The sequence below is a fragment of the Kitasatospora sp. NPDC002227 genome (genome assembly GCF_040296285.1).
GTDB lineage: Bacteria > Actinomycetota > Actinomycetes > Streptomycetales > Streptomycetaceae > Kitasatospora.
In genome coordinates, this window is the sequence record NZ_JBEOWY010000028.1 from 1 (window position 1) to 13943 (window position 13943).

General features: G+C 69.9%; 10 protein-coding genes. 6 read left to right on the forward strand and 4 right to left on the reverse strand.

The window, feature by feature from the left end; all coding sequences use genetic code 11:
• Positions 1 to 138: 138 nt before the first annotated feature.
• From ABT095_RS23445 to ABT095_RS23465, 5 genes are all read left to right on the forward strand, one after another.
• Complete coding sequence (locus ABT095_RS23445) at positions 139 to 540, forward strand: BlaI/MecI/CopY family transcriptional regulator (protein ID WP_350531428.1); 402 nt, start codon at positions 139 to 141, stop codon at positions 538 to 540.
• 10 nt (positions 541 to 550) lie between these two features.
• Entirely contained in the window at positions 551 to 1087 is a 537-nt protein-coding gene (locus ABT095_RS23450) for an amino-acid N-acetyltransferase (protein WP_350531429.1), read from the forward strand.
• 113 nt (positions 1088 to 1200) lie between these two features.
• Complete coding sequence (locus tag ABT095_RS23455; protein ID WP_350531430.1) at positions 1201 to 1554, forward strand: histone-like nucleoid-structuring protein Lsr2; 354 nt, start codon at positions 1201 to 1203, stop codon at positions 1552 to 1554.
• A gap of 443 nt (positions 1555 to 1997) precedes the next feature.
• Positions 1998 to 4514, forward strand: a complete 2517-nt coding sequence (locus ABT095_RS23460; RefSeq protein WP_350531431.1) for an ATP-dependent Clp protease ATP-binding subunit — start codon at positions 1998 to 2000, stop codon at positions 4512 to 4514.
• Positions 4515 to 4883: 369 nt separating this feature from the next.
• A complete protein-coding gene (locus tag ABT095_RS23465; protein WP_502884973.1) occupies positions 4884 to 7229 on the forward strand; it encodes an immune inhibitor A domain-containing protein in 2346 nt (781 codons plus the stop codon).
• 57 nt (positions 7230 to 7286) lie between these two features.
• Here ABT095_RS23465 and ABT095_RS23470 read toward each other — a convergent pair whose 3' ends face one another.
• The 3 genes from ABT095_RS23470 to ABT095_RS23480 all read right to left on the reverse strand — a co-directional run bounded on the left by ABT095_RS23470 (position 7287) and on the right by ABT095_RS23480 (position 11814).
• The gene (locus ABT095_RS23470; protein WP_350531432.1) at positions 7287 to 10229 is read right to left on the reverse strand and encodes an NACHT domain-containing protein; all 2943 of its coding nucleotides are present in this window, start codon (positions 10227 to 10229) and stop codon (positions 7287 to 7289) included.
• Positions 10230 to 10338: 109 nt separating this feature from the next.
• On the reverse strand, positions 10339 to 10653 hold the full coding sequence (locus ABT095_RS23475) for a trypco2 family protein (protein ID WP_350531433.1): 315 nt from the start codon (positions 10651 to 10653) through the stop codon (positions 10339 to 10341).
• A 45-nt stretch (positions 10654 to 10698) separates the two neighbouring features.
• Entirely contained in the window at positions 10699 to 11814 is a 1116-nt protein-coding gene (locus ABT095_RS23480; protein WP_502884974.1) for a threonine aldolase family protein, read from the reverse strand.
• 98 nt (positions 11815 to 11912) lie between these two features.
• Here ABT095_RS23480 and ABT095_RS23485 point away from each other — a divergent pair, with 98 nt between their 5' ends.
• Positions 11913 to 12308, forward strand: coding sequence for a bleomycin resistance protein (locus ABT095_RS23485; RefSeq protein WP_350531434.1), 396 nt, complete (start codon positions 11913 to 11915; stop codon positions 12306 to 12308).
• Here the strand turns inward: ABT095_RS23485 and ABT095_RS23490 are convergent.
• Positions 12293 to 13843 (reverse strand): aldehyde dehydrogenase family protein, encoded by a 1551-nt coding sequence (locus ABT095_RS23490; protein ID WP_350531435.1) that lies wholly within the window; start codon positions 13841 to 13843, stop codon positions 12293 to 12295. The two genes, ABT095_RS23485 and ABT095_RS23490, sit on opposite strands and share 16 nt — an antisense overlap.
• Between the last annotated feature and the right edge of the window lie 100 nt (positions 13844 to 13943).

Here is a 13943-nt window from a genome sequence, read left to right on the forward strand (position 1 = left end):
GGCGGGCCGGGGCCATCACCTCGAAGAACTGCGGCACGGCGTCCGCCGCCAGCTCGGCGTCGACCGCCGGGGTGGCGGCGCGCCGGTTTGGTCCCAAGAGCAAATTTTGTCCGATTCATTCCCTATCCTGGCCGGACTATGGTGCGGCAACTCGGAGAACTCGAGAACGAGGTCATGACCAGGGTGTGGCAGTGGAACCGCCCGGTCACCGTTCGCGAGGTTCTGGACGATCTGCGGGCGGAACGCGATATCGCCTACACCACCGTGATGACGGTGCTGGACAAGCTCCACAGAAAGGGCTGGCTGCGCCGGGAGCAGGTCGGCCGGGCCTATGTCTATGAGCCGGTCTCCTCCCGGGAGGCTTACACCGCGGCCTTGATGAACGACGCCTGGGCCACGAGCGACAATCCCGCCGCGGCCCTGGTGCACTTCTTCGGCATGATGTCGCCCGAGCAACGCGAGGCCCTGCGGGACGCACTGCGGGTGCTGCCGGACCACGTCGTGGATACCGAGGAGACCGACGGGCCGCCGACGCGATAACGTCCCGCCCATGGAGGTCACCATCCGCCGGGCGCGGACCACGGACGTGCGCGCGGTGCGGCGCCTCATCGACAGCTACTCGCCGGACGGCATTCTGCTCGACAAGCCGACGGTCTCCTTGTTCGAGTCCGTACAGGAGTTCTGGGTCGCCGAGCGCGACGACAACGGCGTGGTCGTCGCCTGCGGGGCGCTGCACGTGATGTGGGAGGACTTGGCCGAGGTCCGCACGCTGGCCGTCGACCCCTCCTGCAAGGGCCTCGGTCTCGGGCACCAACTCCTCGAGAAGCTGCTGCAGACCGCGCGCTGGCTGGGCGTCCGTCGGATTTTCTGCTTGACGTTCGAGGTCGGCTTCTTCGCGAAACACGGTTTCGTCGAGATCGGCGAGCTCTACGAAACCGACGATGGTACGACAGATCCGGCGGCCATCGCTACGGATGTCTATGAGGAACTTCTGCGCTCGTACGACGAAGGTGTGGCGGAGTTCCTCGACCTGGAGCGGGTGAAGCCCAACACGCTGGGCAACTCGCGCATGCTGCTGCACCTCTGAACCGCTTCGAAGCGAGAGGCCGGGGCCTGTTGCGGCCAAGGGTTTGTGTTTTCCGGAAAAAGACGCTTTGCTTTCCTCAAGGCATTGGGTCGTTTACGCGGAAAGGGAAGCCCGTGGCACAGAGGGTGCAGGTCATTCTTGAAGACGATCTCGACGGCGGTTCGGCGGACGAGACGGTGACGTTCGCCCTCGACGGCGTTGCCTACGAGATCGACCTCACGAGCGAGAACGCGGAGAAGCTGCGCGGTCTGCTCACGCCGTACGTCGACAAGGGCCGCAAGCAGAGCGGCCGGCTCACCAGCGCCCGCCGCCCCGCGGCCGGTCGTGGCGCGGGCCGCAGCGCGGCCGGCGCGGCGGACACCGCCAAGATCCGCTCCTGGGCGAAGGAGAACGGCTACGAGGTCAACGACCGCGGCCGCGTCCCCAGCACCGTCCGCGAGGCGTACGAGCGCGCCAACGCGTCCTGACGGAGGGTTCGGCAGCGCGCGGCACAGCCGCGGCGTTCGGGGCGTGCGGGAGGGTTCCCCACGCCCCGCGGTCGTATCGGCCGGGCCCGGACTTCTCGCCAGGCGAACAAGGCTGCTGCTGAAACTACGGGAATCTCGCCGCGATACCAGGTATGAATGCAGGTGGGCAGGGTCGTCGGCACTGTCCGGACCGCACTGTGCGACCTCCTTCCCACCCCGGCGGCGGGCCCTGTTCGCCGTTGGCGTAGCGGAATCGGGTGCTTCGGCCCCCCAGGTGGGAACACCGTCTCCCAGCATCAGGTTGGGAATGGTGTCGGCTGGTCGCGCAGCAGTTTCTCCCACGCGAGTGGGGCCCATGCCGCGCCGCAAGCGGGACTAGCATGCGGGAGGACAGGGCGGGGACAGTCCCCGAACTGGCCGACCGCTCTGAGGAGCGATAAACGATGTTCGAGAGGTTCACCGACCGCGCGCGGCGGGTTGTCGTCCTGGCTCAGGAAGAAGCCCGGATGCTCAACCACAACTACATCGGCACCGAGCACATCCTCCTGGGCCTGATCCACGAGGGTGAGGGTGTCGCCGCAAAGGCCCTGGAGAGCCTCGGGATTTCTCTTGAGGCGGTCCGCCAGCAGGTCGAGGAGATCATCGGCCAGGGCCAGCAGGCCCCGTCCGGCCACATCCCCTTCACCCCCCGGGCGAAGAAGGTCCTGGAGCTGTCGCTCCGCGAGGCCCTCCAGCTCGGCCACAACTACATCGGCACCGAGCACATCCTGCTCGGTCTGATCCGCGAGGGCGAGGGTGTCGCCGCCCAGGTCCTCGTCAAGCTCGGCGCCGACCTCAACCGGGTGCGCCAGCAGGTCATCCAGCTGCTCTCCGGCTACCAGAGCGGCGGCAAGGAGTCGGCCACCGCCGGCGGCCCCGCCGAGGGCACCCCCTCCACCTCGCTGGTCCTCGACCAGTTCGGCCGCAACCTCACGCAGGCCGCCCGCGAGGCCAAGCTCGACCCGGTGATCGGGCGCGAGAAGGAGATCGAGCGGGTCATGCAGGTGCTGTCCCGCCGCACCAAGAACAACCCCGTGCTGATCGGTGAGCCCGGCGTCGGCAAGACGGCCGTGGTCGAGGGCCTGGCCCAGGCGATCGTCAAGGGCGAGGTCCCCGAGACGCTGAAGGACAAGCAGCTCTACACGCTGGACCTCGGCGCGCTGGTCGCGGGCTCCCGCTACCGCGGTGACTTCGAGGAGCGCCTGAAGAAGGTGCTCAAGGAGATCCGCACCCGCGGCGACATCATCCTGTTCATCGACGAGCTGCACACCCTGGTCGGCGCGGGCGCCGCCGAGGGCGCGATCGACGCCGCCTCCATCCTCAAGCCGATGCTGGCCCGTGGTGAGCTGCAGACCATCGGTGCCACCACGCTCGACGAGTACCGCAAGCACCTGGAGAAGGACGCCGCGCTCGAGCGCCGCTTCCAGCCGATCCAGGTCGCCGAGCCGTCGCTGCCGCACACCATCGAGATCCTCAAGGGTCTGCGCGACCGCTACGAGGCCCACCACCGGGTCTCCATCACCGACTCCGCCCTGGTCGCCGCCGCGACCCTGGCAGACCGGTACATCTCCGACCGCTTCCTGCCGGACAAGGCGATCGACCTGATCGACGAGGCCGGTTCCCGGATGCGCATCCGCCGGATGACCGCGCCGCCGGACCTGCGCGAGTTCGACGAGAAGATCGCCGACGTGCGCCGCGAGAAGGAGAGCGCGATCGACGCGCAGGACTTCGAGAAGGCCGCGTCCCTGCGCGACGACGAGAAGCAGCTCCTGCAGGCCAAGGCCAAGCGCGAGAAGGAGTGGAAGGCCGGCGACATGGACGTCGTCGCGGAGGTGGACGAGGAGCTCATCGCCGAGGTCCTGGCCACCGCCACCGGCATCCCGGTCTTCAAGCTCACCGAGGAGGAGACCTCCCGACTGCTGCGCATGGAGGACGAGCTGCACAAGCGCGTCATCGGCCAGAAGGACGCCATCAAGGCGCTCTCCCAGGCCATCCGGCGCACCCGTGCGGGCCTCAAGGACCCGAAGCGCCCCGGCGGTTCGTTCATCTTCGCCGGCCCGTCCGGTGTCGGTAAGACCGAGCTGTCCAAGACGCTCGCCGAGTTCCTCTTCGGCGACGAGGACGCCCTGATCTCCCTCGACATGTCGGAGTTCAGCGAGAAGCACACCGTCTCGCGGCTCTTCGGCTCGCCCCCCGGCTACGTCGGGTACGAGGAGGGCGGCCAGCTCACCGAGAAGGTGCGCCGCAAGCCGTTCTCGGTCGTCCTCTTCGACGAGGTCGAGAAGGCCCACCCGGACATCTTCAACTCGCTGCTGCAGATCCTGGAGGACGGTCGCCTGACCGACTCCCAGGGCCGCGTGGTCGACTTCAAGAACACCGTCATCATCATGACGACCAACCTCGGCACCCGGGACATCTCCAAGGGCTTCAACCTCGGCTTCGCGGCCACGGGTGACAGCACCACCGGGTACGAGCGGATGAAGGCGAAGGTCGGCGAGGAGCTCAAGCAGCACTTCCGCCCCGAGTTCCTGAACCGTGTCGACGACATCGTGGTCTTCCACCAGCTGTCCGAGGAAGACATCATCCAGATCGTCGACCTCATGATCGACAAGGTGGACAGCCGCCTCAAGGACAAGGACATGGGCCTCGAGCTCAGCGTCGAGGCGAAGAAGCTGCTCGCCAAGCGCGGCTACGACCCGATCCTCGGTGCCCGTCCGCTGCGTCGCACCATCCAGCGCGAGATCGAGGACCACCTGTCCGAGAAGATCCTCTTCGGCGAGCTGCGCTCCGGCCAGATCGTCGTGGTCGGGGTCGAGGGCGAGGGCAAGGACGCCAAGTTCACCTTCCGGGGCGAGGAGAAGTCCCCGGTGGCGGACAGCCCGGCGGCCGTCACCACGGCGGGTCCGGACCTCACCAAGTAACGACACAGACGCACAGAAAGGCTCAGGCCCCCGGTGGAGCACCGGGGGCCTGAGCCTTTTGGCTCCGCTTTTGGTTAACCTGGCGCCACATTTACTCGCGGCGGGCCTGTGATGAACCGCACGGGAATCCCCGCCGATCGGCGGGTGGTCAGGCTCGTTCGGATACGACGCAGGGCCTGTTTGCCCCACCCTGGCATGCACTTGACTGAAAATCAGATGAGAAGTTGGCGCGGAGGATAGCGCCGTGACCATGTCATGGTCAAGGTCTTTCTTTTTTACCCTCTCTTGGATCGAATGTCCTCCACCTGTCTTTCATTGGTTCACCGGCAGAGCTACCAACTGTGCCGGTATGGGGAGGACGTCACCACCTTGAAGATATCCACGAGGAGTGTCGCGGCGGCTGCCGCCGTGACAGTGATCGCCTCGCTCGGCATGCTCCCGGCGTCGGCCACCGCCGCCCCGGCCACCACTGCCGCGCACGACCCGGCCGGTCCGGCCAGCCAGGTCGACTACGACCTTCCCGGCCCGCTGACCGCCACGGTCAAGGCGCAGCAGGAGGAGGCCACCAAGCAGCTGCTCAACGGCACCGCCAAGATCGAGGAGCACGGCGGCGGTACCAGCATCAAGCTCGGCCCCGAGAAGTACGTGGAGCTGGCCCGCCAGCGCACGGACAAGATCTTCACGATTCTTGTCGACTTCGGCGACCAGGTGGACAACACCACCAAGACCGCCGATGGCAAGGTCAAGTACGGCGGCCAGCCCGGCCCGGCGCACAACCAGATCGCCAAGCCGGACGCGGCCACCAACAACTCGACCGCCTGGCAGGCTGACTACAACCAGCAGCACTACCAGGACCTGTACTTCAGCCCGGACAAGCCCTCGATGAAGACCTTCTACGAGCGCCAGTCCTCGGGCCGGTACTCCGTCGACGGTCAGGTCACCGACTGGGTGCGGGTGCCGTGGAACGAGGCCCGTTACGGCTCGGACTACTGCGGCAGCCACGTCTGCAACAACGCGCAGGACCTGATCCGCGACGGCATCAACGCCTGGGTCGCCGACCAGAAGGCCAAGGGCCAGACGGACGCTCAGATCAAGGCCACGCTCTCGCAGTACGACCAGTACGACCGGTACGACTACAACCACAACGGCAACTTCAACGAGCCGGACGGTTACATCGACCACTTCCAGATCGTGCACGCCGGTGAGGACGAGTCCGCCGGTGGCGGCGTCCAGGGCACCGACGCGCTCTGGGCCCACCGCAGCTACGTCTACGGCAACCAGGCGGGTGTGACCGGCCCCGAGGGCAACAAGCTCGGCGGCACCCCGGCCGGCGACACCGGCATCTGGATCGGCGACTACACCATGCAGCCCGAGAACGGCGGCCTCGGTGTCTTCGCGCACGAGTACGGCCACGACCTCGGTCTGCCGGACCTGTACGACACCTCCGGCAGCGGCGTCGACAACTCGGTCGGCTTCTGGTCGCTGATGTCGTCGGGTTCCTGGCTCGGCGAGGGCAAGAACGAGATCGGCGACATGCCGAACGACTTCGACGTGTGGAGCAAGCTGAAGCTCGGCTGGCTCAACTTCGCCACCGCCACCGCGGGCAAGAGCTCGACCCACACCCTCGGCCCGGTGGAGTACAACACCGAGAAGCCGCAGGCGCTGGTCGTCAACCTGCCCAAGAAGACCGTCACCACCAACATCAACACCCCGTTCGCGGGCACCGGTGAGTGGTGGAGCGGCTCGGCCGACAACCTCGACGTCTCGGTCTCCCGTGACGTCGACCTGACCGGCAAGAAGTCGGCGACCCTGTCCGCCAAGGGCTGGTACGACCTCGAGCAGGACTACGACTACGGCTACGCCGAGGTCTCGACCGACGGCGGCGCCCACTGGACCGTCCTGGACGGCACCTTCAACGGCAAGGCCATCGAGAAGAACTCCGGCGGCAAGGCCGGTCTGACCGGCTCCTCCGCCGGCCAGTGGGGCGACCTGTCCTACTCGCTGGACGCCTACGCCGGGCAGGCCGTCAAGGTCCGCTTCCACAACACCACCGACGGTGGCGTGCACAACCCGGGCTTCGCCCTGGACAACATCAGCATCACCGCTGACGGCTCGGCCGTCTTCTCCGACGACGCCGAGCACGGTGTCAACGGCTGGACGGCCAACGGCTTCTCGATCATCTCGGGCAAGTTCTCGAAGGACTACGACCAGTACTACCTGGCGGAGAACCGCCAGTACGTCTCCTTCGACTCGACCCTGAAGACCGGCCCGTACAACTTCGGCTTCGCCTCGAAGCCGAACTGGGTGGAGCACTACGCCAACCAGAACGGCCTGCTGATCTGGCTCTGGGACACCTCCCAGACCGACAACAACGTCACCAACCACCCGGGCGCCGGCCTGATCCTCCCGATCGACGCGCACCCGACCCCGCTCAAGTGGGGCGACGGCACCTTCATGCGTCCGCGCGTGCAGGGCTACGACTCCACCTTCGGGTTCGAGAAGACGGACGGCCTCAAGCTCCACAAGGCCGACCAGCTCACCTCGATCTACCCGTCCGGCGGCGTCCGCAGCTTCAACGACCACACCAAGACCTACTGGGACGAGTCGACGAAGTACAGCAGCGTCAAGGTTCCGGACACCCACACGGCCATCACCGTCCTGTGGGAGAGCCTCGACAAGATGGAGACCACCGTCCAGGTGAAGGTCGTCCGCTGACCTAGCTCCAACTGACGGCAGCCCCCGGCGAGTTCGCTCGCCGGGGGCTGCTGCGTGTCAGGCGGTGAACTCGACCTGCACCGGGCCGAGCCCGTCCAGCCCGGTCACGTCCTCCGGCCGCCCGTCGACCACCAGCCTGCGCAGGTTCGGGAAGAGCGCCGGCAGCCGCCCGACCGGGAAGCCCGGCAGGATGTCGGTGACGGACACCGTGGCCACACTGCGGCTCAGCACGGCCGTCGGCCAACCCTCCAGATCGCCGCCCGTCAGCTCCAGTTGGGCCAGCTCGGCCAGGCCCGCGATGCCTTCAGGATCCACGCCCGGCATCCGGCGCAGCGTCAGCTTCTCGATGCCGGCACCCGCCAGCGGGGAGAGGTCGGTGACGCCCGGACAGTCCGACAGGTGCAGGTGGTCCAGCTGCCACCCCGTCAGTGCGGACAGGTCCGTCAGGCCGCTGATGCCGCGCAGCCACAGATTCCCCGTCAGACCCGCCGCCGGCGCCCAGCAATCGGTGTCCGCCAGCCGGTCGCCGTGCAGGTGCAGCCCCCACACCCGGTCGAAGCGGTGCAGCTCGGCCAGCTGGGCCGGATCGCTGATCACCAAGTCCGCCTCGGCGAGGTCGAGCCGGGTGAGCACCCGCTCGGCGAACTCCTCGGAGTCGAAGTACGACCACTGGTGGGCGATGACGGCGGGGCTCTCCTTCTCCCACTCCGCGCTCTCCGCCAGGAGCCGCAGCGCGGCCTCACCACCCACCTCGGCCGCGGTGTCGAAGGCGACCCACCGCTGGACCCTGCCCTTGGCCCGCAGTCCGGGCCCGAGGATCGGGATCATCTCCTCCCCCACCAGTGCGAAGAGGAACGACCGCTCACGCCACTGCTCGGAGTTCCAGATCCGCTCCACCCCGTCGAGGACCACCTCCCTGGTCCGCGCGTCGATCTCCGGGGCGTACGGCAGGCAGGTGCCGGCCAGCAGCGTGATGTAGTCGTTCCGCTCGGCCGCCGCCCGCCGGACCAGCTCGCCCAGCAGCCGCGCCCGGTCGCCCCGGCCGCAGTGACCGACCGTCAGGCGGATGACATCGGCCCACTGTTCGTCGTGGGCCCTGTCCGCCAGCAGGCCGAAGTCGCGCTCCTCCTCGAACTCCATGGCCGCCAGGTAGTCCTGGAAGGTGCGGTGGATGAACTGGAAGGTCTCGTTGCTCGGCTCCGCCAGCAGGCCCGTACGGTTGACCAGGTGCCGGTAGACCTGCTCGGCACTGCCCTGACGGGCCACGCTCGGCAGATCGCCCATGGCCTTGTCGATGTGCCGGACGGCGTCCGCCCGGCTGCCCTCGACCCAGTTGTTCCGTACCAGCCAGTGCGCGAGCCGGCTGAGGACGGCGAGTTGCTCCTCCTCGGAGAGGCGCAGCTGTTCGGGGCCCTCGATCCGGCGGGTCTCGTCCCGCTTCACCAGCATCATGCTCAGCGCGTCGCGGTACAGCTCCATCCGCCGCCGGGGCAGCACCCCGTCCGAGTCCCGGTTCAGGGCGCAGAGCATCGCGCACAGCAGCGGGCTGTCGGCGAGCTGGTTCAGCTCCGGCGAGCGCTCCAGCGCCCGCAGCAGATCGGCCTGGTCCCGGCCGGTCTCCCGGCGTGAGCGCTCGGCCTCCTCCGGGCTGTGGCCCGCCACCTCCGCGAGCGCCGCCGCGTGCCAGCGCGCCACGAAGTGCCGGCGGTCCTCGTCGTTCATGGGCCGCAGCGAGAGCTCGGTGAAGTCGAGGTGCTCGAGCCAGCCCTCGGGCACGGCGGAGGGCCGCACCGTCGCCAGCGTCCACAGCTTGGGGTAGTGACCCAGGAGGCGCTCCAGCCACTCCAGGGCCTCCTCCCGCTGGGCGGCGGGGACTTCGTCCAGCCCGTCCACCAGAAGCAGCGCACGGCCGCTGCTGAGCATCCGGTGCACCCATCCGTCGGGCTGGCGGTCCGCGCACAGCCGGTCGTCCAGCTCCAGGAACTGCTCCGGCCGCGGCTGCATCACCCCCTGCCGGTACAGCTTGCGAAGCTGCAGCACCAGCGGCACCCGGTGGTTCAGCTCCGCCAGCTCGGGGCTCATGGTCCCGGCCGCGGCGTGCACCGCCAGCCACTGCACCAGTGTCGTCTTCCCCGACCCCGCGTGCCCGCGCAGCAGCACCCGCCGCCGCCCGGCGAGCATCTGCTCGACCCGGCCGGAGCCGAGGTCCCTACGGCTCGCCTCCAGACTCAGGTACGCGGTGTCCAGCTCCCACCCCCGGCGGTTGGACTGCCGAAGCCCGAAGATCCGGATCCGCCCGTAGTCGGCCCGGATCGACTCGGCGTACTCACGCTCGAAGGCGAGATCGGCGATGTCGGCGGCGCTGATCCGCTCGGCGCGCGGGACGGTGCCCAGATTCGCGGTCAGGGCGGCGGCCATCGGCGGGGACGTGAGGATCCGCGCCGCCGGGACGACCAGCAGCTGGGAGCTGCCCCAGACGTCCGTCCGGTGGTCCTGGACCACCACGCCCAGGAAGTGCTCGCCGCGGAACAGCGCGGCCCCGGAGAGCCCGACCCACGGCGAACTGGCACCGGAACTCATCGGCGGCCGCTGCCGGAGCGCCAGCAGATGCCGCCGCCGGCCGACGGTGGACCCCGGGGTGAGGGTGCCGATCGCCTGGAAGGAGTCCAGCCTGCCGCCGTCGCGGCCGGCCTGCGGGAAGCCGGTCAGGTGGCAGTCGTTCACCGGCTCCAGGGCGTCGAGCCGAGTCCAGTGCAGACCGTCGAACGCCGTGTCCCGGCCGACCACGTCCTCGCCGGTGCGCAGCAGCGCGACATCCAGCTCCTCATCGCGTCCGACCACCGTGAACGGCTTCCAGCCCAGCCCGCCGAGCGCGGCGACCTCGCCGGTGGTGGCCTCCCCGAGCGGGTGAGCGGCCGTCAGGACCAGCCTCGGGGTGAGCAGGAAGCCGCTGCCCTGCAGGTGCGCTCGGACGGCGACCACGCGCTGTGCGGTGATCATTCGGGCTCGCCGTCCCCGGCCAGGCCTCGTACCCGGCCGGGCTCGAGCAGGAAGCCGCTGCCCTGCTGCGCTCCCCTGATGGCGACCACCCGGCCCGGGGAGATGGCCATCAGAAGCCGTCCCGGCTACCCAGGTCGGAGTTGCCCACCTCCACCGAGCCGCCGGTGATGGTGTCCTTCGGCGTGAGTGAGACCGAGATCTTGTGGCTGCGCTGGTGGGCGACGCCGGCCTCGGCGTCGAGGGACCAGACGAGGGCCTTGATGCCGCCCTTGACCGTGGTGTCGCGCTTGAGCTCGACGCTGAACTCGAGCTTGACCTCACCGACTTCGAAGACCAGGCCCTGCCCCGCGCCGCGTTCGGCGGCCTCCGCCAACTGCTGGCGGACTGCCTCGACGGCGTCCGCCAGCTCGATTCCGCTCTCCACGAAGCACCCCCAACCGGCGGCCACTCGGCCGCTGTCGGAGCGAGCCTAGAGGAGGGCGAGGAACCGCGTCAGGGAGTCGGTGATCTGCTCGGGGGTCCACTCCAGGGCCGGGCCGGCCACGGTGATCTCGGTCATCGACAGGCCCGGCAGGGCGCTCGGGATCCAGGTGTGGAAGAGGTAGTCGCCGGTCTCCTCGGCGAGCTTGAGGGTGGCCTCGTTGAGCGTCTCCGGCGGGTACGGCAGCCAGAACTGGAACTGGTGGGTGTGCGGCACAGCCGGCTGCACCCGGCCGCCGGGGGCGGCGGCCAGGACGCGGGCGACCGCCACCGCGTGGGCCGCGTAGGCGTCGAGGCGCGGGAGTTCGCGGTCGAGGCCGGCCAGGGCGCTGAGGGCGGTGGGCCACTGCTGGAAGAGGTTGCCGCCGTAGCGGTGGCGCCAGGTGCGGGCGGCCGCCACGAACGCTTCGTCGCCCGCGAGCACGGCGCCGCTCTGACCGCCGAGCGACTTGTAGAAGGAGACGTAGACGGAGTCGGCCAGTGCGGCGATCTCGGGGAGGGAGCGGTCGAAGTGGCGGGTGGACTCCCAGAGGCGGGCGCCGTCGAAGTGGACCTTGACGCCGAGCTCGCGGGCGGCGGCCACCGTCTCGGTCAGCTCCGCCCAGGACGGGAGGACGAACCCCGCTTCGCGGAGCGGGAGTTCGAGCATCAGCACGTCGAACGGCTCGCCGACCGAGCGGAGCTCGGCGGGGGTGGGCAGCCGGGGCTCGGTGGTCGGCCAGACGCTGTGCAGGCCGCTGAGGCGGGAGTACGCCTGTCTCTCGTGCTGCTCGGGGTGGGCCAGCGGGTGCATGGCCACCACCCCCGAGCCGGTGGCCCAGAGCCGCAGGGCGACCTGCTGGGCCATCGTGCCGGTCGGGAAGAAGGCGGCGGCGGGCTTGCCGAGCAGGTCGGCGACCCGCTGCTCGAGCCCGCCGACGACACCGTCGCCGTAGAAGTCCGGGGTCCGGTCGAGGTCGCCGCTCTCGGCGAGCTCGGCCAGCAGTTCGCGCATGGTCTGCGCGGGGGTGCCGCTGAGCAGGCGGGTGGCACTGCGTCGGGCGGCGAAACGGCGCTCCCGCATGGTGGGGGCAGGAGCGGTGGGGGCGTCCTGGGTATCGGTCACCCACTGATCATCAGCCACCCCCGGCGTACACCGCCAGGCGCACGCCCCGGGTGCGCGTTTCACGCCGGAGCGCCGGGGCGCCGTACTACGGTGGCCGGGTGGACGAATACGCCGTACCCATCCTGCCCAGCCGGGACTTGGCCGAGACGCGGACGTTCTACCTCCGGCTGGGCTTCGAGGACGCCGCCCCCGGCGCCGACTGGGCGCAGGAGTACCTGATCCTGCGCCGGGGCACCGTCGAGCTGCACTTCCACCACTCTCCCGAGGTCGACCCCCTCGCCACCGCCGGCAGCTGCTACCTCCAGGTGCGGGACGCCGACGCGCTGCACCGCAGCTGGGCCGAGGTCGGCGTCCCCACCGAGGAGGCGACGGGCAGCCGGCTGGCGCCGCCCGTCGACACCCCGTACCGGATGCGCGAGTTCGCGCTGGTCGACCGCAGCGGCAACCTGCTGCGGATCGGCAGCCCGCATGAGGGGGCCTACCTGGGCGGGTAGAGCGAGTAGGACGGGAAGTTGCCGTAGAGCTTCTCGTCCGCGCCCTCCGGGCCGTAGGTGACGGCCCGGACCAGCAGGTCGCCGCCGACGAAGGCGCCCTTCCAGGAGGCGCCGAGGCCGCCGAAGACCTCCTCGCGGTCGCCCCGGCTGCGGGGCTTGTTGACGCCGACCTTGAAGGCGAGCAGGTCGGGGGCGATCCGCTCGGCGAAGGCGAGGTCGTCGGTGGCGATCGAGGCGACCAGCGAGCCGTTGCCGGCGTTCATCGCGGCGAGCAGCTCCGCCTCGGTGTCGACCAGCACGACGGAGTCCAGCGGGCCGAAAGGCTCGGAGTGGTGCAGCGCCCAGTTGGCCGGCGGGTCGAGCACGGCGGCGGGCGCCAGGTACGCGTCGGTGGACTGGCCGGGCAGGAAGAGCCCGGCGGCGAGGTCGCCGACGTGCAGCGGAACGGCCCGGGCGGTGACGGCGGCGGCGAAGTGGCCGCGCAGCTCGGCGGCCTTGGCGGCGTGGATCACCGGGCCGAAGTCCAGCTCGGGCAGCGGGTCGGCCGGGTCGTCGACGGCCAGCGGGTGCCCGAACCGGAGCGAACCGAGCACGCCGAGGTAGGTCTCCAGGAAGGCGGGGAAGAGCGAGCGCTGCACGACGTACCGGGGGTAGGCGGTGCAGCGCTGCTTGGCGTACTCGAAGCCCTTGCGCAGGTGGGCGGCGAGCGTGGGCCAGTCGCCGAAGTTCCAGACGCCCCAGGTGTTGAGGCCCTCCTGCTCCAGGAAGTGGCGGCGGTTCAGGTCGGCCAGCGCGGTGGCGGCCTTGCGGCCGTTGGCCCGGCCGCCGACGAAGGCGAGCGCGCCCAGGCCCTCGGCCCGGATCAGCGCGTCCGCGATCTTCCCGCCCTCGCCGGAGAGCAGGGTGACCGGCAGCCCGGCCCGCCGCATCACGGCGTGCGCGAGGGTGAGGCAGTGGAAGCCGCCCTGGGAGGGGGTCTTGGCGACCACCGCGTTGCCCGCCAGCAGCTGCACCAGCTCGGCGTGCACCTGCACGCTCATCGGGTAGTTCCAGCTGGCGATGTTCGAGACCGGGCCGGGCAGCGGGGTGCGGCCGTCCAGCTGGCGGTCGATGTGCTCCAGGTACCACCGGACGCCGTCCAGGGCGCGGTCCACGTCGGCGCGGGCCAGGCGCCAGGGCTTGCCGATCTCCCAGACCAGCAGCAGGGCCAGCAGGTCACGGTGCTCGCTCAGGCCCTCGACGGCCGCCGCGACCTTGGCCTTGCGCTCGTCCAGCGGGAGCTTGCCCCAGCGGGTGTGCTCCTGGATGGCGAAGGCGACGGCGGTGTGCGCCTCCTCGATGCCGACCCGGGGCGGGCCGGGGATGGGAGTGCCGTCCAGCGGGGTGCTGTGCTCGCCGGGTGTGCCGACCGGGCGCCACTCGCCGCGGACCAGGTTGAGCAGGCGGTCGTCCGCGAACGCCTCGGGGGCGGCGCGCACGCACCGGGCGTACGTCTCGGACCAGGATGTGCCGGGCTTGAGCTGCGGTGCCGTCATGGGAGTCCTCCGGTGGGGAAGGTGTGCTCGGGCAGGACGGTGGTGCTGCCGTTCGGTGCCGGTCGGCCCGTGAGGCCGTGGTCGGGGCCGTGGTCAGGGC